The sequence below is a fragment of the Streptococcus sp. AM28-20 genome (genome assembly GCF_003603595.1).
Taxonomy (GTDB): domain Bacteria; phylum Bacillota; class Bacilli; order Lactobacillales; family Streptococcaceae; genus Streptococcus; species Streptococcus ilei.
On the sequence record NZ_QTNK01000002.1, the window covers coordinates 281,877 to 302,271 of the forward strand.

Below are 20,395 nucleotides of genomic sequence, written 5' to 3' on the forward strand. Positions count from 1 at the left end.
TTTCCGTTTAAACTGACTGTATTATAGCAAAAAGCGTGCCTGATGGAAAGGCACGACTGACTCTTTGCTTATTTAAAAGTAACAATTGTTGCTCCGCTTCCTCCTGCATTTTGAGGAGCGTATTCAAAGCTTTTCACATGCTTATTGCGACGAAGGTACTTGGTGACCCCTTCCCGGATGACCCCCGTTCCAATTCCGTGGATGATATCGACTTGGGCCATATTGTTGAGAAGGGCTTGGTCGATAAAGCTGTCTAATTCTTCCATAGCTTCCTCATACCGTTTGCCACGAAGGTCCAAGCGAGCCCGAGGCCCATTCGTGTTTGAACGTTTGACCACGTGGACCTGACGTTTTTTCGGTTGAGAAACGTCCTTTTCAGCTTTCAGGAGATTAAATTCTTTTTCTTCCAAGGTCATTTTGATTAGTCCCACTTGGGCTTCCCAACGACCATCTTTGAGTTGCTTGGTAAGACTTCCTCTTTGCCCATAGCTGATCACCAAGATCTCATCTCCTACTTTTGGAGCACGGGCTTTTTTAGCCTGTTTCAAGACCTTGTTTTTCGATAGGTCGACCGTTTCTGGGGCCAATTTCTTCAACTGAGACTTGGCTTCAATAATTTCATGGGGCTTCAGTTGCGATTTGGCATGGAGACCTTGTAAGATCTGGTCGCTTTCTGCTAGAGCAAGATCTACAATTTCTTGCGCTTCTTTACGAGCCTTGTTGAGCTCTGTCTCCCGCTCTCGGGTCAATTCATTGTACAATTTCTTGAGGACGCGGTTGAATTTCTGGTTTTCCTGTTCGACATCTCGAATGGACTCGAGGCGTTTGCGACTTTCCAGAGTCTGGGCTTCCAACTTTTCAATGATGCGGTTGACATCCCGATCCTGATTGGTCATTCCTTGTGCCTGATTCACGATCACTTCTGACAAGCCTAGGCGACGCGCGATTTCAAAGGCATTGGATCGCCCCGGAACCCCCTGCATAAAGCGATAAGTTGGTCGTAAGGTATCAGTATCAAATTCCATGCTGGCATTCTGGACACCAAGGGTCTCAATCCCATAGGCCTTGAGCTCTGGATAGTGAGTGGTCGCCATGGTCTTGATCCCCCGCAAACGGAGATCTTCTAGAATAGCGATGGCTAGCGAGGCCCCTTCCTGAGGATCCGTTCCGGCCCCCAACTCATCTAGCAAGACCAAGGATTCCTCATCGACCTGCTCTAAAATAGAAACAATATTGGTCATGTGACTGGAGAAGGTGGAAAGGCTTTGCTCAATCGACTGCTCATCCCCAATATCTGAGAAGATTTCTGTAAAGACAGCCACCTTGCTCCCAGACTCCGCTAGGATAGGCAGCCCTGACTGGGCCATTAATTGGGCTAGTCCCAAGGTTTTCAGCATGATGGTCTTCCCACCCGTATTAGGTCCCGTAATCACAATCTCTGTAAGGTCTTTGCCAAAGTGGACATCATTGGGTACAGCCTTCTCGATCAAGGGATGGCGAACCTGCAAGAGCTGAATTTCACCTTGATCTGACAAGGCTGGAATGGTCCCTTTTCGATCCTGTAAAAAGCGATGTTTTGCACGAACGAGGTCAATATGACCAATTAGCCAAGCATTGTTCCGGATTTCCCCCGCATGAGGACGAAGAAGGTTTGAAATTTCTTCCAATATCCGAAGCATCTCGAAGCGTTCATCCGCACGATGGTTAGCAATCTCTTCATTGAGATTGACGACCGCTCGAGGTTCGATATAGACGGTATTTCCACTAGCTGAAATATCATGCACCACACCGGCAATCCGATTACGGTAAGTGTTTTTAACCGGCAAGACATTTCGCCCATTTCTGCTAGCAATGATCTGATCAGCCAGCATTTCTGACTTGGTCTTCAGCAATTCTTGGAGAATGTCTCTTACTTGGTGTTCATTCTCTTGAATACGCCGACGAATTTTGGCCAAGGTTTCACTGGCAAAGTTTTCAATAAATCCAGCCTCATTAATGGCATGTAAACTTCCCTGCAACTGTGGAAGATCGACTAGATTTTCAAAAATTCGATCCAGTTTTTCCAAGCGGACATTTTCTAATTCATCATAAAAATTTCGCAATTCATGGGTCACACGCAAGACTTTCTTCACCGCTAATAATTCATCAATATTGAGCGATGTTTCTAGTTCTAAACGTTTGGTCACTGGACGAATTTCTTGGATGGTGGGCATGCTAAAGTGCGGATGCTCCACAAATATCTGAGCCATATCCGCCATCTCAAGAAAGGCGGTTTCAATTACTTCTTTTTTTGTAAGCGGGGCTAATTCCTGCAACTCTACTTCACCCTGCTCCGTTTGCAAATAGGGCTCTACTAAGTTTTTGACTTTTTGAAACTCTAAGGTTTCGAGAATTTTTTGATTCATGTTTCTCCACAACAGAAAAGGAGGCTGATTTTGGTCTGAGCCTCCCCTTCCTTTCTATAATATCTCTCATGAACTTTACACATGATGAGAAGCGATTACGCACCTAAGATTTTTACAACCCAAAGTTGTTTCAAGAGGCCTGCTGTAAGGGGGCTATACTGCACCATAAAACGAATGAGGAAACTTCCATGGAGTCGATCTTGAATGGCTGCCATAGGGATTGTTGATAAAATCGTGAATCCCATTTGCAGAACAAAGTAGCTCACCAGGACAGCTAATACACCACTGGCGATCTGAAACGGAAACTCCTCCCATTTTTCAGGCGTTGGAATCAAGGGAATAAAGAGTCCAATCACTCGACCAATCGCATAGACCAAAACAAACAAGATGAAATAAGCTAAACCAGCGTAAAAAACTTTGTCTAAGTGAAAGAGTTGGTCTGCACCATAAAAATAGGATTTTGAAGCTTGTGTTGCACTCGAAAATGGAATCCATAGACTAATGGTTTTTGCCAAGGACTGATAGCCTGAGCCTGCGACCAACATGGCCACAATCATGGTTAAAAAATAATATCCTTGAAGCAAAAATCCTCGTGAATACCCAATATAAAAACTCCAAGCTAGGATGAATAAAATCAGGATTGAAAACATGCAACTCCCCTTAATTAGATGATCTACCGACCAGGCCATCTAGGGCCTTGCGACGAAAATCTTCCAATTCTTTTTCCTTATCGTCAAACTCAATCTCACGACTCAATTGTGTTGATAAACTATTGATTGCTAGTAAAATAGCCAGGGTCTCATCATCAGCAGCTGGCATTTGTTCTTTAATCGCTTCATATTTTTCCTTCGCGACCCGTTCAACTTCTTCCATGAAGAGATTATCATGATTGGTTGTGAGAGTCAGCGATTTATTACCGAAAGTAAATTTGTATCTATTTAAGCTGGACATAAAAAATCACCTCACGATATTATATCAAAATCTAGCCCGCTTGTCAGTAGGAAAATCCCCTTCCCATAGGAAATACTGGAGGTACTAGGGCCACGGTTTAACTTTTTTCGACCCAAGCGTGATACAATAGAGAAAGTAGGAAAGGACGTATAAAATGACTATCTATGATTTCACTGTAATCGCCCAAGATGGGAGCCCCTTCTCCCTAGAAGCTTATCGAGGCCAAGTACTCCTCATCGTCAATACAGCAACAGGTTGTGGCCTGACCCCTCAATACCAGGGATTGCAAGAGCTCTATGAGCGCTACCATGACCAAGGATTTGAAATCCTGGACTTTCCATGCAATCAGTTTATGGGCCAAGCGCCGGGGAGCGCAGAAGAAATTAATCAATTTTGTAGCCTCCATTATCAAACCAGCTTCCCTCGCTTCGCCAAAATAAAAGTCAATGGGAAAGAAGCCAGCCCCCTCTACCAATGGTTAAAAGAACAGGCTAGCGGTCCTTTGGGCTCCCGCATTGAATGGAATTTCGCCAAATTCTTGATTAATCGCCAAGGCCAGGTCGTCCACCGCTTCTCTTCAAAAACCGATCCTCAAGCAATTGAAGCAAGCCTAAAAGAAGTTCTTTCAGACTAAACTCAGCTGGTCTTTTTCTGGCCTTTCATCTAGCTTTTATGATACAATAAGGACTATGGAAACAATTACATTGTCCCCTCAAAATGAGGATATCCAAGCATTTGTTGGTCAGTACCAAGACCATCTGGCACCTTCAAAAAATCCATATATCCGTTATTTTTTTAAGGCACCTGGTGCAACAATTTCGATTTACACATCAGGAAAAGTTGTCCTACAAGGTAGTCAGGCGACGCGCTATGCAGAGTTCTTCGGTTACCAACAAGATCCGATAGACCAAGCACAGGCCGGACAAGACTTCCCCTTAATCGGAACAGATGAAGTCGGAAACGGCTCTTACTTTGGAGGGCTTGCTGTAGTAGCTTCACTGGTCAACCCGGACCAACATGCCCGCTTAAAAAGTCTAGGAGTTGGGGATTCTAAGACCCTGGATGATCGAAAAATTCGAGCTCTCGCACCGATTCTCAAAAAAGAAATCCCACATCAGGCCTTACTGCTGACACCTAAAAAATACAATCAGGTCATCGCCTCTGGCTACAATGCGGTTTCTGTCAAGGTCGCCCTCCACAATCAGGCTATTTTTTTGCTCTTGCAACAAGGGGCAAAAGCTCAAAAAATTGTGGTCGATGCCTTTACGACCAAGAAAAACTATGATCGCTATGTTCAAGAAGAAGCGAATCAGGTCCCACAAGTCGTCACCCTAGAAGAGAAGGCCGAAGGAAAATACCTGGCGGTCGCTGTGAGTTCCATTATTGCTCGTGACCTCTTCCTCCAAAATCTGGAAGACTTGAGTCAAGAACTAGGCTATACCCTTCCTAGTGGGGCTGGTACTCCCTCAGATAAGGTTGCTGCTCAACTATTACAGGCCTATGGCATTCAAGCCCTTGACTACAGTGCCAAACTTCACTTTAAAAATACAGAAAAAGCAAAAAAATTGATAGAAAGATAAAGCATGAAACGTTCAAAAAAATCAAATAATCCAGTCCGTTCTTTCCTGAAAGAATGGGCGCTCTTTGGCCTCATTATTGGAGGCATTATTCTCTCGCGTATTTATCTGTGGACGCCTGTCCGTGTCGATGGCCATTCTATGGATCCAACCTTGGCAGACAGTGAATACCTTCTTGTTATCAATAAACTACCTATCGACCGTTTTGATATCGTAGTCGCTAGTGAAACAGAAAATGGAAAAACCAAAGAAATCGTTAAACGAGTCATTGGACTCCCTGGCGAAACAATTGAGTACAAAAACGATGTCCTCTATATCAACGGCAAAGAAACTGACGAGCCCTACTTGAAAGAATACATTCAAAAATTCAAAGAGGATAAATTACAGTCAACCTATTCTGGAAAAGGGTTCGAAGAAAATGGAGAGCTCTTCCGCCAAATGGCACAGATAGCCGAAGCTTTCACCGTTGATAAAGACGGAAGTGCGACCTTCACGAAAAAGCTCTTGGATGACGAGTATCTACTCCTTGGTGATGATCGCATCGTTTCAAAAGATAGCCGACAGGTTGGGGCTTTCAAGAAGGATCAAATCAAAGGAGAAGCCGTTCTTCGCCTCTGGCCACTCCTTCCATTCCAGACTTATTAACCCATGATGAGAGTGGGACAGAAATCGGTCATTCGTTAGAATTCGATTTCGTCGTCCCACCTCCGCACAGTTGAGTAGGGCTGTAAAAGCTGATGAAATCAGCGTAGTAGAGCCCAATCAACCACTGCGTCTTGCTCGACAATCCAAAGACAATTGAGAGGCTAGGATTTTGTCCCAGCCTCTTTCAATATCTTTTTGAGAGATAACCTCTCTCTGATTACTACTTAAAAGGAAACTCTGCATGGAATACTATTTCTCAGGAACCATTGAGCGGGTCATTTTTGAAAATCAAAGTAGTTTTTTCCGTATCTTATTGTTGGATATCAATGATACAGATGCAGAGGACTATGATGACTTTGAAATTATCGTCACTGGAACAATGGCGGATATCGTCGAAGGAGAAGATTATACCTTCTGGGGAGAACTGGTCCATCATCCGAAATATGGCCAACAGTTGCAAATGACTCGCTATGAACGAGCCAAACCCACTAGCAAAGGCTTGGTTAAATACTTTTCTAGTGACCATTTTAAAGGAATTGGACTCAAAACCGCCCAAAAGATCGTGGATCTCTATGGTGAGGATACCATTGATAAAATCCTTCAAGCACCTGAAAAGCTGGCCTCTATCTCCGGACTTTCTAAAAAGAATCGCGAGGCCTTTGTCGAAAAACTACAGCTCAATTATGGTACGGAACGGGTCCTTGCCCAACTTGCTAACTATGGCATCCCCAATAAACTAGCCTTCCAAATCCAAGATTTCTACAAGGAAGAAACCTTGCAAATCGTCGAATCGGCTCCCTATCAACTGGTCGAAGATATTCAAGGAATGGGCTTTAAGATTGCCGACCAACTAGCAGAAGAATTAGGGATTGCCAGTGATGCACCTGAACGTTTCCGAGCTGGGCTTGTCCATAGTCTTTTGACCCTCTCATTAGAAACAGGGGACACCTACGTTGAAGCCAAAGAATTGCTCCAGGCCACCATCCAACTCTTAGAAGCATCCCGGCCCGTCGAGCTAGATCCAGCCAGCATTGCCCAAGAATTGGCCGGCCTCATCGAAGAAGACAAGGTGCAAAACATTGACACTAAGATTTTCAACAACAGCCTCTTCTTTGCAGAAGAAGGGATCCGAAGCCATATCGGTCGCCTACTAGAAAAAGGAAAGCAAGAATCTTTCGAGCTAGAAAAAATCGAGGAAACGATCAAACAGATTGAAAAAGAGCTTGCTATCCACTACGATCCCATACAACAGAAGGCCATCCAGGAAGCGATCCAGCAGAAAGTCTTTGTACTAACAGGTGGACCAGGAACAGGAAAGACAACCGTTATCAATGGGATTATCGGAACCTACGCTCGCCTGCACCAATTGGACCTTCGGAAGAAATCTCAATTACCAATTCTCTTAGCGGCTCCAACCGGTCGAGCAGCCCGCCGGATGAGTGAACTAACTGCTCTTCCTAGTGCAACCATCCATCGCCATTTGGGAATGACGGGAGACGACGACACGAGTCACCTGGACGATTATCTTGATGCTGACTTCATCATTGTCGATGAATTTTCTATGGTGGATACTTGGTTAGCCAATCAGCTTCTCAGCAATATCTCCTCCAATACTAAACTCTTAATTGTTGGTGATGCCGATCAACTTCCTTCTGTGAGTCCTGGACAAGTCTTGTCTGATCTCCTACAGATCCCAAGCATCCCTCAAGTCAAACTGGAACACGTCTTCCGTCAAAGCGAGGACTCGACCATCGTCACTTTGGCCAGTCAGATTCGCAAAGGTCACCTGCCTCCTGACTTCATGGAGAAAAAGCCTGATCGTTCCTACTTTGAAGCGCCGAGCGAGCTCGTCGCTCCCATGATTGAAAAAATCACCAGCGCTGCCCTTCGCAACGGCATCCCGGCCCGGGACATCCAAGTCCTTGCTCCTATGTATCGCGGTTCCGCAGGTATTGATCAAATAAACAGCCTCATGCAAGAGCTTCTCAATCCATTAGAAACGGATGCTCTATTCTTTCAAGCACTGGACTGCCAGTATCGAAATGGTGACAAGGTCATCCACCTGGTCAATGATGCCGAAAGCAATGTCTTTAACGGAGATATTGGCTACATCACCGACCTCTTGCCAGCTAAGTATACCGAATCCAAGCAAGATGAACTCACCATCCAATTCGACGGCAATGAATTGGTCTACCCCCGCAATGAATGGTACAAGATTCGCCTGGCTTATGCTATGAGCATCCACAAATCACAGGGAAGCGAATTCCCTGTGGTCATCCTTCCCTTGACCAATCAGAGTCGGCGCATGCTCCAACGCAATCTGATCTACACGGCCATCACCCGTTCCAAAAGCAAGCTCATTCTCCTAGGAGAATACACTGCATTTGACTTTGCGACACAGAATACTGGTACTGCTCGCAAAACCTATCTGATTGAACGCTTTTCTGATGTGCCTCCTCAGCGTACAGACTCTTCCTCACAGAGCCCTGTCCATCTGGAAGAGCCCGCTAAAAAAACAGAGCCCCAGAGCAAGCTCGTCTCAGTTGAAAACCACTCTGACTCATCTGATTCCCAACCTTCTCAACAAGGCTACCGATTAACAGAAGACAATTACTTAAGCATTGATCCCATGATCGGACTCACAGAGGAAGAGATTCAACATTTCTTCAAAAACTAGTTAAAAATTCCCCGTAGGGCAAGTATACCTACGGGGTTTCTTCTATTAAAGATCCTTCAAACGATTCCTGAGACTCAGAAGAAAAATTAGTGAGGGTCAATCCTAAGAGGCGAATACCTGATGGGTTGGCCTCCAGACTCTGATAGAGCTCCTGGGCCACTCTTTGAATGACTTCTGGATCTCTGGTTGCTTCTTCTAAACTTCGTCTTTTAGTCAAGGTTGTAAAATCTGCATAACGAATCTTGAGAACCAAGGTCTTACCAATTTTCTGATGCTTGGTCAAACTGTTCGCCACCTTTTCAGATAGGTTGGCTAGTTCTTTTAGCACATCATCTTCTGCCACCAGCAATTTTCGATAGGTGCGTTCTTTTCCAATAGACTTGCGAATGCGATTGCTCTTGACAGGACTGTTATGGATCCCCCTGGCCTTTCGATAGAGGTCAAAACCAAAGCGACCAAAGTGATCGATTAGAGTCATTTCTGGAACTTCTAAGAGATCTGCTCCCGTATAAATTCCCAAATCATGTAGTCGCTCTACCGTCCTTTTCCCCACGCCATGAAACTTAGCTACGTCCAGCTGACTCAAAAACTCTTGAGCCTGCTCGGGTAAGATGACAGTCAGGCCCCGAGGCTTCTGGTAATCACTGGCAATTTTTGCTAGAAACTTATTGTAAGAAACTCCGGCAGAAGCGGTTAAGTGCAATTCGTTCCAAATGTCATGCTGCATTAAACGAGCTACCTTTACAGCAGACTGAATACCAAGCTTATTATTGGTCACATCCAAATAGGCTTCGTCGATGCTCATGGGCTCAATTAGATCAGTATAGCGTTTGAAAATTTCTCTGACTTGGAGACCAACTGCTTGATACTTCTCGTAGTTGCCAGGGATGAAAACGGCCTGAGGACACCGTTCATAGGCTTCTTTGGAACTCATCGCCGAATGGACGCCATATTTTCTAGCCTCATAATTGCAGGTCGATACCACGCCTCGTCCGCCAGACAAACGGGGATCATGTCCGATGATGACCGGCTTTCCCTTTAATTGGGGATTATCGCGTTCTTCAACGGACGCAAAAAAGGCATCCATATCCATATGAATAATCTTACGGCTCGTATCATTTACCAAAGGAAATATGAGCATAGGCAACCTCCTTTTTCATTATATCTCTATTAACGATTTTTTCCTACTAATTCCCACTTTTCTCAAGGCAAAAATATAATACAGTTTATTCAAAACTCCTGCTCTGTATTATAAAAGAATACATTATCTTTTTGTTATTCCCTTTGTGAAACCGATTTCTATGTGGTATACTACTATTGTAAGTGCAACAGATTTGTTGCTAGAAAGACAAAAGAGGATTTAAACATGGTTGTTAAAACAGTTGTTGAAGCACAAGACATTTTTGACAAAGCCTGGGAAGGCTTCCAAGGGGAAGACTGGAAAGAAAGAGCCAGTGTCTCTCGCTTCGTTCAAGCTAACTACACTCCATATGATGGAGATGAAAGCTTCCTAGCTGGACCAACTGAACGTTCTCTTCACATCAAAAAGATTGTTGAAGAAACTAAAGCTCACTACGAAGAAACTCGTTTCCCATACGATACACGTCCAACTTCTATCGCTGATATCGCAGCTGGATACATCGACAAAGAAAATGAAGTGATCTTCGGTATCCAAAATGATGAATTGTTCAAATTGAACTTCATGCCACGTGGTGGTATCCGTATGGCGGAAACTACTTTGAAAGAAAATGGATATGAGCCAGATCCAGCTGTGCATGAAATCTTCACTAAATATGTAACAACAGTTAACGATGGTATCTTCCGTGCTTATACTACAAACATCCGTCGTGCACGTCACGCTCATACTGTAACTGGTCTTCCAGATGCATACTCACGCGGACGTATCATCGGGGTTTATGCTCGTTTGGCCCTTTACGGAGCTGACTACTTGATGGCTGAAAAAGCAAACGATTGGAATGCCATTACTGAAATCGATGAAGAATCAATCCGTCTTCGTGAAGAAGTAAACCTTCAATACCAAGCACTTCAAGAAGTTGTTAAATTGGGTGACCTTTATGGTGTAGACGTACGTCGTCCTGCCTTCGATACAAAAGAAGCGATCCAATGGACAAACATCGCCTTCATGGCTGTCTGCCGTGTGATCAACGGTGCTGCTACTTCTCTTGGACGTGTGCCAATCGTTTTGGATATCTACGCTGAACGTGACTTGGCTCGTGGTACTTACACTGAGTCTGAAATCCAAGAATTCGTTGACGATTTCGTTATGAAATTGCGTACTGTTAAATTTGCTCGTACAAAAGCTTACGACCAATTGTACTCAGGTGACCCAACCTTCATCACAACTTCAATGGCTGGTATGGGTAACGACGGACGTCACCGTGTTACTAAGATGGACTTCCGTTTCTTGAACACTTTGGACAACATCGGTAACTCTCCAGAACCAAACTTGACCGTTCTTTGGACTGATAAATTGCCATATAGCTTCCGTCGCTACTGTATGCACATGAGCCACAAACACTCTTCTATCCAATACGAAGGTGTTACAACAATGGCTAAAGACGGATACGGTGAAATGAGCTGTATCTCATGTTGTGTATCTCCACTTGACCCAGAAAACGAAGAACAACGTCACAACATCCAGTACTTCGGTGCTCGTGTAAACGTTCTTAAAGCTCTTCTTACTGGTTTGAACGGTGGTTACGACGATGTTCATAAAGACTACAAAGTATTTGACATCGAACCAATCCGCGACGAAGTTCTTGAATTCGAATCAGTTAAAGCAAACTTCGAAAAATCACTTGACTGGTTGACTGACACTTATGTAGATGCTTTGAACATCATCCACTACATGACTGATAAGTACAACTACGAAGCAGTTCAAATGGCCTTCTTGCCAACTCACCAACGCGCTAACATGGGATTCGGTATCTGTGGATTTGCTAACACTGTTGATACATTGTCAGCTATCAAGTACGCTACAGTTAAACCAATCCGTGACGAAAATGGCTACATCTACGATTACGAAACAATCGGTGAATACCCACGTTGGGGTGAAGATGACCCACGTTCTAACGAATTGGCAGAATGGTTGATCGAAGCTTACACTACTCGTCTTCGCAGCCACAAACTTTACAAGAACGCTGAAGCGACAGTTTCACTTCTTACTATCACTTCTAACGTTGCTTACTCTAAACAAACTGGTAACTCTCCAGTCCACAAAGGGGTATACCTCAACGAAGATGGTTCTGTGAACTTGTCTAAATTGGAATTCTTCTCGCCAGGTGCTAACCCATCTAACAAAGCGAAAGGTGGTTGGTTGCAAAACTTAAACTCACTTGCTAGCCTTGACTTTGGTTATGCAGCTGACGGTATCTCATTGACAACTCAAGTATCACCTCGTGCTCTTGGTAAAACTCGTGACGAACAAGTTGATAACTTAGTAACAATCCTTGATGGTTACTTTGAAAACGGTGGACAACACGTTAACTTGAACGTTATGGACTTGAACGATGTTTACGAAAAAATCATGAGTGGTGAAGATGTTATCGTACGTATCTCTGGATACTGTGTAAACACGAAATACCTTACTCCAGAACAAAAAACTGAATTGACACAACGTGTCTTCCACGAAGTTCTTTCAATGGATGATGCATTGAGCTAAGATTCAAATAGATCTTTCAAACCAGTCGGAAACGGCTGGTTTTTTCTTGTCCTATCTTGACTAAATCTGTGGCAACTCTAGTACAAATCAGCGAATTTTTGATATAATGGAAGCAATCTATTAACAGAACAGGAAGAACAATGGAAGCGTCTAAAGATATGGACCGCGTGATTGACGTCCTCATGTTGGCAGGAACCCTCCTTTTAGAGAGTGGCTCTGAAATCCATCGGGTGGAGGATACCATGATCCGGATTGCTCATTCTCAAGGAATCGATGATTGCAATGCCTTAGCGATGCCAGTCGCTATTTTCTTTTCAATCGAAAATGCCAATATCACACGGATGAAGCGGATCCTGCGAACCAATTATAATATCGAGAAGGTCTGTGATGTCAATCAGATTTCTCGCCAATTAGTCTCTGGCCACATCAATCTAGAACAAGCCTATCAAGCCTTGATCCAATTGAAGCAGAAGGCAGTCCCTTATACCAATCTCCAATTAACCATCGCGGCAACTCTTAGTGCTCCTTTTTTCTCCATTATGTTTGGCGGGAATTTTTATGATGCGATTGGAGCAGGTATTGCGACCGTCTTTGCCTTTGCGTTTTCTATAGTGGTTGAGAAATATGTTCGTATTCCTTTTGCGACAGCCTTTGCGGCAGCCTTTGTCTTTGGCTTTTTAGCCCATATTTGGGCGCGTTATAGTGGTTTTCCTTCCAATACCGATCTCATCATTGCTGGCTGTGTCATGCCCTTCGTTCCTGGAATCGCCATGACCAATGCGGTGCGAGATCTGATGAACAACCACCTCAATTCTGGAATGAGTAAACTCTTTGAGACTCTCCTCATTACTCTTGCCCTTGGTGCCGGAACGACCGTCGCCCTAGTCCTTATGAAATAAATTAATGAACCTAACAGACTTTTTAATCCAAGCGGTGGCTAGTTTGATTGCCATCATCACCTTTTTAATCGTCCTTAACGTGCAACGTTCTATGCTCATCCCAGGAGGCATTCTAGGCATGGCCATTTGGTTACTTTACTATATTCTGAAAGGACCTACCAATGTCATCATCGCGACTTTTATCGCAGCGATTGTTGGCTCCTGTATTAGTCAGATTTTAAGTATCGTTCTAAAGACACCAGTTGTTGTCTTTATGCTGGCTATTCTTGCCCCCTTGGTTCCCGGATATATTTCCTATCGAACGACTTCCTTCTTTGTCAGTGGGCAATATCAACAAGCAGTGACCAGTGTAACCCTGGTTGTTATTCTGGCCTTGGTCATCTCCATCGGGATGGCTAGTGGGTCTGTCGTCTTGAAACTCTACCATTCTTACCAACGCCATCAAAAAAGAAAAATGACCAATGCCAACTAGCATTGGTTTTTCAAATAGTATCTATGTAATCGCTTGTATTTTCGCTTAAAAGGAGTACAATAATGGTGAAAAAACAAATTCTTTAAAGGATGCGAGGTGTTGCATGATGGTACAAAAGTATGTCAAGTATCTTCCTTGGGTGATTCTTGGAGCGATTTCCTCCTATCTAGAAGCGACTAACTATGCACGCAATTCATTTGACTTGTTCTATCTGACCTTAATCTTTCTGATTGCAGACATCGCTATACTCGTCTTCTACGAAAAAGTTCTAAGAGATAAATGCAAAGAACTCTTCATACGAATCATGAGCAACCCAAAGAAGGATAAGCAAGCCTAACAGTTGAAAGAGAGTGGGACAGAAATCGGTCATTCGTTAAAATTCGATTTTGTCGTCCCACCTCCGCACAGTTGAGTAGAGCTGTTAAAGCTGATGAAATCAGCGTGGTAGAGCCCACTCAAGCACTGCGTCTTGCTCGACAATCCAAAGACAATTGAGAGGCTAGGACTTTTGTCCCAGCCTCTTTTTGATTTTCCTCCTCTCTTTTTCAAACAATCCCCTTGTCCAACTCGGTCCTAAGAATGATTTCCATTCTGTTCTGCCTTTTTCAAGGGAGTTTTGCTCTCAAATATGGTAAAATAGTAACGAAATATACTAGTAGATATCAAATTAAAAGAGGTTATTTATGACAATCGGTATTGATAAGATTGGATTTGCGACCAGCCAGTATGTCTTGCGCTTAAGTGAGCTTGCGGCTGCTCGAAATACAGATCCAGAAAAACTCAGTAAAGGGCTTTTATTGAAAGAACTGAGTATTGCCCCTATTACAGAGGATATCGTCACACTTGGAGCAAGTGCCAGCCATAGTATTTTAACCGAAGAAGAAAAAGAAGAAATCGATATGGTCATCTTGGCGACTGAGTCAGGAATTGACCAGAGTAAGGCTGCTGCTGTTTTCATTCACGGACTTCTGGGTATCCAACCCTATGCCCGGAGCTTTGAGATGAAGGAAGCCTGCTACGCTGCAACGGCCGCTTTGGACTATGCTAAACTTCATGTTGAAAAATTCCCACAAAGCAAGGTCTTGGTCATTGCCAGTGATATTGCAAAATATGGAATTGACACCCCTGGAGAGCCGACGCAAGGAGCTGGATCTGTCGCTATGTTGGTGACGCAGAACCCACGTATTCTAGCATTCAACGATGACAATGTAGCTCAAACCCGTGATGTTATGGATTTCTGGCGTCCCAACTACTCAAGCACCCCCTTTGTCAATGGGATCTATTCAACTCAACAGTACTTGGATTGCTTGAAAACAACTTGGACAGAATATCAAAAACGGACTGGTTTGACCTTGGATGATTTTGCTGCGGTCTGCTTCCACCTGCCTTATCCGAAGCTGGCCCTTAAGGGCTTAAAAAAGATTCTTGACAAGAGTCTTTCTCCTGAAAAACAAGCCCAATTGCAATACAATTTTGAACAATCGATTCTCTACAGCCAAAAGGTCGGGAATATCTATACGGGTTCCCTCTTCCTAGGTTTGCTTTCTCTCTTAGAGAATCAACCTCAACTGGTTGCTGGCGACCGGATTGCCCTCTATGGATACGGAAGTGGCGCAGTTGCTGAGATTTTTAGCGCTCACTTGGTTGAAGGATTTGAGCAAATGCTCCATCCAAACCGTTTGGCAGAGTTGGACCAGCGAAAAGCTCTTACCATTGCTGAATATGAAAAAATCTTCTTCGAAGAAGCAGAATTAGATGCTGAAGGCAATCAAACCTTCCAAGGTTACCAAAATCAAACCTATGCCTTATCAGAAATCAACGAACACCAACGAACCTATGTAAAGGTAGAACACCATGGTTAAATTAACTGGTTTTTCAAAAGCAAGTCCAGCAGAGCGTATCGAAAAATTGGCTCAGGCTGGACTTCTCTCAGAAGAAGGGCTACAAACATTAAGGGACAATGAAACATTGCCCCTTTCTCTTGCCAATGAAATGGTCGAAAATGTCCTCGGCACCTTGGCCTTACCCTTTGGTCTGACTCCCGGCTTCCAGATAGATGGGAAGGAAGTCCAGGTTCCAATGGTGACGGAAGAACCTTCTGTCATTGCCGCTTCCTCATACGCTGCAGGCCTAATCAAGCGTTCAGGCGGTTTTCAGACCCAGGTTCACAAGCGCCAAATGATTGGGCAAGTAGCTCTCTATGATGTGAGCAATAAAGAAAAGGCCATTCAGGCGATTACAGGAGCTAAAGAAGACCTTCTCCAGCTGGCCAATCAAGCCTATCCTTCCATCGTTAAACGGGGAGGAGGGGCACGAGACCTCTGGATTGAGGAGAAAGGTGATTTTCTCATTTGCTACCTGTCCGTTGATCCCAAAGAGGCCATGGGGGCTAACATGCTCAATACTATGCTAGAAGCCCTGGTCGACCCTTTAGAAGACTTATCCGGGGGTCAAGGCTTAATGGCTATTTTGTCCAACCTAGCGACAGATGCTCTCGTCACTGCCAGGTGTAAGATAGACTACCGTTTTCTCAGTCGCGATCCCAAGGAAGCTGCCGAAATCGCTCAGAAAATGGCTCTGGCCAGTCAATTAGCGGCTGTTGATCCTTATCGAGCAGCCACTCACAACAAGGGCATTTTCAATGGCATCGATGCTGTCGTCTTAGCAACTGGGAATGACTGGCGCGCGATTGAAGCAGGTGGCCATACCTATGCTAGCCTCACAGGACAAGCTCAAGGACTATCTAGTTGGATCCATCATCCAGAACAGCAAGTCCTAGAAGGTCAGCTGACCCTTCCTATGCCCATCGCTACCAAGGGAGGCTCCATCGGACTCAATCCAAGTGTTCAGGTGGCTCATGAACTACTTGGAAATCCCGATGCCCAGACTCTTGCACGGATTATTGTATCCGTTGGCCTGGCGCAAAACTTTGCTGCGCTTAAGGCCTTGGTCAGCACCGGCATTCAACATGGGCATATGAAACTTCAGGCTAAGTCACTCGCCCTGCTTGCTGGCGCTACTCCGTCAGAGGTAGCTCCCGTGGTGCAAGCCCTGCTAGAGGATAGACCCTTTAACCTAGAAAAAGCTCAAGCTGTTTTAGAGAAAATTCGTCAAAATAACTAAAAAATCCTTCCGTGTAAACGGAGGGATTTTTGCTAGTTTCTTGAAGTTAATCACGGATGGAAGAGATTTGTTCGTGCCCTTCTTTTACACGGCCATAGAGAAGATAGGGAACCTTTCTTAAATCGGCAATTGTCTGACAAGAAAGAGCACACATAATCAGGCGTAAATCCTCTTTCCAACCATTGACTTGGGCGATGACCTCTTCAACGGACTTCGTCTCTACCAATTCTAAGATGGTTCGAGAAAGACCGACCCCCTTGGCTCCTAAAACAAGCGCCTTGATCATATCCAAGGGATGACGAACGCCACCAGAGGCAAGAATCTCAACCTGATTCATCAGTGGTTGAGTCCCAAGTAGGGCTTGGACAGTTGTTTGTCCCCAGTCATTGAGATAGGAACGATTGCCTCCCCGACGGTTTTCAATATAGGCGAAACTGGTGCCACCTCTACCAGAGATATCAACGGTTCCAATACCTAGCTCAATGGCTTTTTGGATAGTTCTGGCATCCATACCAAAACCGACTTCTTTAAGCACCAAGGGCACCGGAAGTTGCTTTGCATAGTCTGCTAAATGCTCTTGCCAATTTCTAAAACTTCGTTCACCTTCGGGCATGAGAAGCTCCTGCATGAGGTTAACATGGAGCTGGAGAAAAAGAGGCTGGGTCTCCTCAATGGTCCGCAAACCTAGCTCAAGCGGTTTGTCGATCCCGATATTGGTCGCAAAGAGAAGGTCCGGGTAAAGGTCCTTGACTCGATAAGACTCATCTTGGGGATCCTTTAGGGCTGCACTATAGGAACCCGTCACAAAGAGAATGCCACAGGCTTCTGCCACCTGGGCCAACTTTCGATTGATTTCTCCCCCCTTGGCACTACCACCTGTCATGGCATTGATATAAAAAGGGTATTCCCAATCACGACCCGCAAAATGAGTCGTCAAATCGACCTGATCTAAATCAATACTTGGTAAAGAGGAATGAATCAACTCAACCTCATCAAAGCTATTGTAACCTGGAGTCTGCTCCAAGGCCAAGCGAATATGTTCATCCTTTCGGTTGGTTGTCATACTCTCCCATCCTTTCTGAATATAATAAATCAATCCCTGCTTCTTGCCAGCGTCTGACGATCTCTTGGGCATCAGCCTCCTCAAATGCGAGGGCAATCCCACAATCTCCTCCTCCAGCACCACTGGATTTTGCGATGACCTCTAGTCCCTCTTCTGCCCTCTTTAATTGGGCTAGTTTTTTGGTATAAATCAACCCACTCAGAGATAGAAGTAAGTCACTAGCTCGACGGATAGAGGACCAGGCTAAGTCTCGGTCTGCTTCTTGAAAGGCAACTAAGAGGTCTTGCACAGCCTGCTCCGTCCCCTCTAAAAAGACTGGGCCAATCGCAGAACGAACCTGGTTAATCAAGTCTCTTGAAATAGCAGGTTCTTGGGTCCAACCCACTAAAAGAGTGTAGGCCAACTGAGGGGCAAGGGGCCGAATTTCATAGCCCCAATCAAGGGCTAAGACCTGGTTCAAATCCTGATTTTGTAATTGTTCAGCTAGTGCACGTCGGTCAAAGGATCGGTAGCTAACCAAGCCTTCATAGGCAATACAGGCTAGGTCTCCCATAGAGCCATTGTCTCCACGCCGAATCAACACCAAACAGGCCAAGCGAAAGAGCAAGTCTGCTGACAAAGGAAAGTCATAAAAAGCTGCCATGGCTTTGAGAGTCAACAAGACGACACTTCCACTAGAACCAATCCCGAATTTCTTACCCTCTCGCTCAAATTTCCCCCAAATACGTAAATCAAAAGGAACAGGTGTTACTCCTTGTGACTGGAGATAGGCGTTCATCAGATGCACGGTCTCTTGGATCAATGCATAGTCTGCCTGCGGAGTCAAGTCAACCGCGTAGGGAAACATATCCGACTGAATCCGATACATAGGGGCTGGTTGGATTTCTGCCTGCATGTAAATAGGGATAAACTGAATAACCGCTGTTTGTCCAGGAGTTAATACAGAATATTCCCCAACAATATAAAGCTTCCCACCTGCTCGAACTTCTTTCTTATTCTTCATGGGTCAAATCCTTGGTCTTGGAAACAATGATACGGTAGTCTTTTTCAAAAAGTGGAACCAACTGCTCCAGATCCTCTTCTAGACAGAGAACTTTCACATTGGGGCCTGCATCCATGGTGAAGTAGCATCGTTTCCCTTCTTCACGAAGAGAGCGCACGAACTCCATGGCCTCATAGCTCTTATCCGTCAAATAGGAGAAGGGTGGACTTGCAGTCTTGGTTGTAGAATGCATGAGAAGAGCATTCCGTTCGGTCAATTCTCCTACTTTTTCAAAATCATTGTCCTTCAGATAACCCAGCATATCTTGGTAATCTTGGGCTGACTGGCTAATCCATTCTTGGAAATTGGCAGAGGTTTCTGTGCACCGTTTCATTCCTTCCCGACTGGAAAGAATCTTTTGCTGGTCGTTTAACACCAGCATGATCATGGCCAGTTTGAGATCCGTTTCTACTTGGTAGATTGCTCCAGTATCCTTGTCCCAAGCAGCCAAAGGCCCAAAGAAGGAACGAGATGACGAGCCGGAAGCAAACTTAGCCGCTTGAGCTTGTTCTGCCTGAGTCATGCCCAGTTGGTAATAGCGATTGCAGGCTTTTACCAATGCAGACAAACCACTAGAACTAGAAGAAAGTCCTGCAGCTGTCGGCATATTGTTGCTGGTATCAACCCGAACAAAGCCTGTCTCCCCTTCTGGTTTAAAGCGGTCGATGACTGCTCCAATCTTGGCCTGCTCCGCTTCATTCTGGAAGACCCCATCAATATAGAAGGCATGAGCCTTGGCTTCAGGTCCCAAAGGGCTGAGGCGAGTCTCCGTATACATATTTTCCAAGGTCAAGGAAATGGAACTAGTTGATGGTACCATCGCTTCACTGTTTTCCTTACCCCAATACTTAATAATGGCGATATTGGCATACGATTTCACACTTACAGGCTTTCGATCCATAACTCCTCCACTCCTTTATTTCTTAGTTCTTTTGCGATCATTTCTGCTTGTTCTTGGTCTGCAGCAAGGGCAATGATACAGCCACCGAGCCCGCCACCGCTCATTTTGGCTCCCAAGGCTCCACTCGCTAAGGCTAGTTCCACCAGTTGATCCGCTTCTGGACAACTCACTCCTACTGCCTGCAAATAATGATGACAGTCTGTTAAGATACGTCCCAAGGTGGGAGCATCTTTTTGGGCAAGAGCTTTTTCTGCTTGCTCAGTTAGAAGTCCAATTTCATGGAAACTTGCCAGGGCCTCTGTACCCAAATCCTTGACCTTCTGAATGGCTTCTTTGGTATGGCCACGGATACCTGTATCTGCAATAACCAGCTTGGCACCCAAATCAACCTCTAATTCACTAAAACCGACATTTCGAATGAATTTAATCGGCTGATCACTTAGACAGGTCTTGGCATCCAGCCCACTAGGATTCATATGGGCAATCATTTCCGCTCGATTGACCAAGATTTCCAAAGTCTCTTGACTCAAATCCCGCTTGAAGTAATCAAAGACTGCTCGAATTGCTGCAATACTGACAGCAGCCGAAGACCCCATCCCCCGCTGGGACGGAATCATGGAGTCAATTCGGCAAGCGATGGCCGCCTCCTCAATCCCCAAATACTCTAAGGAAGCGTAAACAGCCATAGATAAGCTATCATTCTCAAAAAGGACCCACGGACGATCCGCAGGTACAATCTGACAGGTGACCTGAATGTGAAGGAGAGGCAAGGCAATGGCTGGATAGCCATAAACAACTGCATGCTCTCCTATTAAAATAATCTTGCTATGTGCCTGTCCGACACCTATCAATCTAGTCATACGTCTCTCAGTTATCTTCATTCTTTCTGCTATAGATTGCTTGATACAATCCTCTCTCCTACCATTTTAATATAAAAAAAGAAAAAAAGCGATGGCTA

General features: G+C 44.8%; 18 protein-coding genes. 10 read left to right on the forward strand and 8 right to left on the reverse strand.

All coding sequences use genetic code 11. The annotated features are described in order from the left end of the window. Positions 1-68: 68 nt before the first annotated feature. From DW738_RS06475 to DW738_RS06485, 3 genes are all read right to left on the reverse strand, one after another. Positions 69-2,405, reverse strand: a complete 2,337-nt coding sequence (locus DW738_RS06475; RefSeq protein WP_123160622.1) for an endonuclease MutS2 — start codon at positions 2,403-2,405, stop codon at positions 69-71. A gap of 95 nt (positions 2,406-2,500) precedes the next feature. Continuing rightward, complete coding sequence (locus DW738_RS06480; RefSeq protein WP_023024428.1) at positions 2,501-3,055, reverse strand: CvpA family protein; 555 nt, start codon at positions 3,053-3,055, stop codon at positions 2,501-2,503. A 10-nt stretch (positions 3,056-3,065) separates the two neighbouring features. Beyond that, positions 3,066-3,356 carry a hypothetical protein gene (locus DW738_RS06485; protein WP_023024429.1) on the reverse strand — a complete coding sequence of 97 codons (291 nt, stop codon included), beginning with the start codon at positions 3,354-3,356 and terminating at the stop codon, positions 3,066-3,068. Positions 3,357-3,510: 154 nt separating this feature from the next. On the opposite strand from DW738_RS06485, the gene DW738_RS06490 reads away from it, so the two are divergent. The 4 genes from DW738_RS06490 (at position 3,511) to DW738_RS06510 (ending at position 8,255) form a co-directional block, all read left to right on the forward strand. Beyond that, positions 3,511-3,990, forward strand: coding sequence for a glutathione peroxidase (locus DW738_RS06490; RefSeq protein WP_023024430.1), 480 nt, complete (start codon positions 3,511-3,513; stop codon positions 3,988-3,990). A gap of 55 nt (positions 3,991-4,045) precedes the next feature. After that, entirely contained in the window at positions 4,046-4,936 is an 891-nt protein-coding gene (rnhC, locus tag DW738_RS06495; RefSeq protein WP_123159572.1) for a ribonuclease HIII, read from the forward strand. A gap of 3 nt (positions 4,937-4,939) precedes the next feature. Beyond that, positions 4,940-5,578: a signal peptidase I gene (gene lepB, locus DW738_RS06500; RefSeq protein WP_123160623.1), complete on the forward strand. Its 639-nt coding sequence runs from the start codon at positions 4,940-4,942 to the stop codon at positions 5,576-5,578. A 241-nt stretch (positions 5,579-5,819) separates the two neighbouring features. Continuing rightward, the gene (locus DW738_RS06510; protein ID WP_123160624.1) at positions 5,820-8,255 is read left to right on the forward strand and encodes an ATP-dependent RecD-like DNA helicase; all 2,436 of its coding nucleotides are present in this window, start codon (positions 5,820-5,822) and stop codon (positions 8,253-8,255) included. 28 nt (positions 8,256-8,283) lie between these two features. Here DW738_RS06510 and dinB read toward each other — a convergent pair whose 3' ends face one another. Then, positions 8,284-9,396 (reverse strand): DNA polymerase IV, encoded by a 1,113-nt coding sequence (gene dinB, locus DW738_RS06515; RefSeq protein ID WP_023024436.1) that lies wholly within the window; start codon positions 9,394-9,396, stop codon positions 8,284-8,286. Positions 9,397-9,621: 225 nt separating this feature from the next. Here dinB and pflB point away from each other — a divergent pair, with 225 nt between their 5' ends. From pflB to DW738_RS06550, 6 genes are all read left to right on the forward strand, one after another. Then, positions 9,622-11,937: a formate C-acetyltransferase gene (pflB, locus tag DW738_RS06520; protein WP_123160625.1), complete on the forward strand. Its 2,316-nt coding sequence runs from the start codon at positions 9,622-9,624 to the stop codon at positions 11,935-11,937. Between the two features lie 140 nt (positions 11,938-12,077). Beyond that, positions 12,078-12,836: a threonine/serine exporter family protein gene (locus DW738_RS06525; protein WP_123160626.1), complete on the forward strand. Its 759-nt coding sequence runs from the start codon at positions 12,078-12,080 to the stop codon at positions 12,834-12,836. Between the two features lie 4 nt (positions 12,837-12,840). After that, positions 12,841-13,308: a threonine/serine exporter family protein gene (locus DW738_RS06530; RefSeq protein ID WP_123159577.1), complete on the forward strand. Its 468-nt coding sequence runs from the start codon at positions 12,841-12,843 to the stop codon at positions 13,306-13,308. A gap of 106 nt (positions 13,309-13,414) precedes the next feature. After that, positions 13,415-13,645 carry a hypothetical protein gene (locus DW738_RS06535; protein WP_042507528.1) on the forward strand — a complete coding sequence of 77 codons (231 nt, stop codon included), beginning with the start codon at positions 13,415-13,417 and terminating at the stop codon, positions 13,643-13,645. Positions 13,646-13,991: 346 nt separating this feature from the next. Further along, complete coding sequence (locus DW738_RS06545) at positions 13,992-15,170, forward strand: hydroxymethylglutaryl-CoA synthase (RefSeq protein WP_123160627.1); 1,179 nt, start codon at positions 13,992-13,994, stop codon at positions 15,168-15,170. Continuing rightward, complete coding sequence (locus DW738_RS06550; protein ID WP_123160628.1) at positions 15,163-16,431, forward strand: hydroxymethylglutaryl-CoA reductase, degradative; 1,269 nt, start codon at positions 15,163-15,165, stop codon at positions 16,429-16,431. The genes DW738_RS06545 and DW738_RS06550 overlap by 8 nt, the downstream gene beginning before the upstream one ends. Positions 16,432-16,477: 46 nt before the next feature. On the opposite strand, the gene fni is transcribed toward DW738_RS06550, so the two are convergent. The 4 genes from fni to mvk are packed head-to-tail and all read right to left on the reverse strand — an operon-like array spanning position 16,478 to position 20,297. Beyond that, entirely contained in the window at positions 16,478-17,494 is a 1,017-nt protein-coding gene (gene fni / locus DW738_RS06555) for a type 2 isopentenyl-diphosphate Delta-isomerase (protein WP_123160629.1), read from the reverse strand. After that, positions 17,472-18,497, reverse strand: a complete 1,026-nt coding sequence (locus DW738_RS06560) for a phosphomevalonate kinase (protein ID WP_023024451.1) — start codon at positions 18,495-18,497, stop codon at positions 17,472-17,474. Before DW738_RS06560 ends, fni begins: the two co-directional genes overlap by 23 nt. Continuing rightward, positions 18,487-19,437, reverse strand: a complete 951-nt coding sequence (gene mvaD, locus DW738_RS06565; protein ID WP_023024453.1) for a diphosphomevalonate decarboxylase — start codon at positions 19,435-19,437, stop codon at positions 18,487-18,489. The genes DW738_RS06560 and mvaD overlap by 11 nt, the downstream gene beginning before the upstream one ends. Next, positions 19,419-20,297: a mevalonate kinase gene (gene mvk, locus DW738_RS06570; protein WP_123160761.1), complete on the reverse strand. Its 879-nt coding sequence runs from the start codon at positions 20,295-20,297 to the stop codon at positions 19,419-19,421. Before mvk ends, mvaD begins: the two co-directional genes overlap by 19 nt. Positions 20,298-20,395: the final 98 nt, after the last annotated feature.

Bases quoted from the DNA above. Each gene is read 5' to 3' on its own strand.
- DW738_RS06475 (WP_123160622.1), bottom strand. From the start codon at position 2,405: ATGAATCAAAAAATTCTCGAAACCTTAGAGTTTCAAAAAGTCAAAAAC.
- DW738_RS06480 (WP_023024428.1), bottom strand. From the start codon at position 3,055: ATGTTTTCAATCCTGATTTTATTCATCCTAGCTTGGAGTTTTTATATT.
- DW738_RS06485 (WP_023024429.1), bottom strand. From the start codon at position 3,356: ATGTCCAGCTTAAATAGATACAAATTTACTTTCGGTAATAAATCGCTG.
- DW738_RS06490 (WP_023024430.1), top strand. From the start codon at position 3,511: ATGACTATCTATGATTTCACTGTAATCGCCCAAGATGGGAGCCCCTTC.
- rnhC (WP_123159572.1), top strand. From the start codon at position 4,046: ATGGAAACAATTACATTGTCCCCTCAAAATGAGGATATCCAAGCATTT.
- lepB (WP_123160623.1), top strand. From the start codon at position 4,940: ATGAAACGTTCAAAAAAATCAAATAATCCAGTCCGTTCTTTCCTGAAA.
- DW738_RS06510 (WP_123160624.1), top strand. From the start codon at position 5,820: ATGGAATACTATTTCTCAGGAACCATTGAGCGGGTCATTTTTGAAAAT.
- dinB (WP_023024436.1), bottom strand. From the start codon at position 9,396: ATGCTCATATTTCCTTTGGTAAATGATACGAGCCGTAAGATTATTCAT.
- pflB (WP_123160625.1), top strand. From the start codon at position 9,622: ATGGTTGTTAAAACAGTTGTTGAAGCACAAGACATTTTTGACAAAGCC.
- DW738_RS06525 (WP_123160626.1), top strand. From the start codon at position 12,078: ATGGAAGCGTCTAAAGATATGGACCGCGTGATTGACGTCCTCATGTTG.
- DW738_RS06530 (WP_123159577.1), top strand. From the start codon at position 12,841: ATGAACCTAACAGACTTTTTAATCCAAGCGGTGGCTAGTTTGATTGCC.
- DW738_RS06535 (WP_042507528.1), top strand. From the start codon at position 13,415: ATGGTACAAAAGTATGTCAAGTATCTTCCTTGGGTGATTCTTGGAGCG.
- DW738_RS06545 (WP_123160627.1), top strand. From the start codon at position 13,992: ATGACAATCGGTATTGATAAGATTGGATTTGCGACCAGCCAGTATGTC.
- DW738_RS06550 (WP_123160628.1), top strand. From the start codon at position 15,163: ATGGTTAAATTAACTGGTTTTTCAAAAGCAAGTCCAGCAGAGCGTATC.
- fni (WP_123160629.1), bottom strand. From the start codon at position 17,494: ATGACAACCAACCGAAAGGATGAACATATTCGCTTGGCCTTGGAGCAG.
- DW738_RS06560 (WP_023024451.1), bottom strand. From the start codon at position 18,497: ATGAAGAATAAGAAAGAAGTTCGAGCAGGTGGGAAGCTTTATATTGTT.
- mvaD (WP_023024453.1), bottom strand. From the start codon at position 19,437: ATGGATCGAAAGCCTGTAAGTGTGAAATCGTATGCCAATATCGCCATT.
- mvk (WP_123160761.1), bottom strand. From the start codon at position 20,297: ATGACTAGATTGATAGGTGTCGGACAGGCACATAGCAAGATTATTTTA.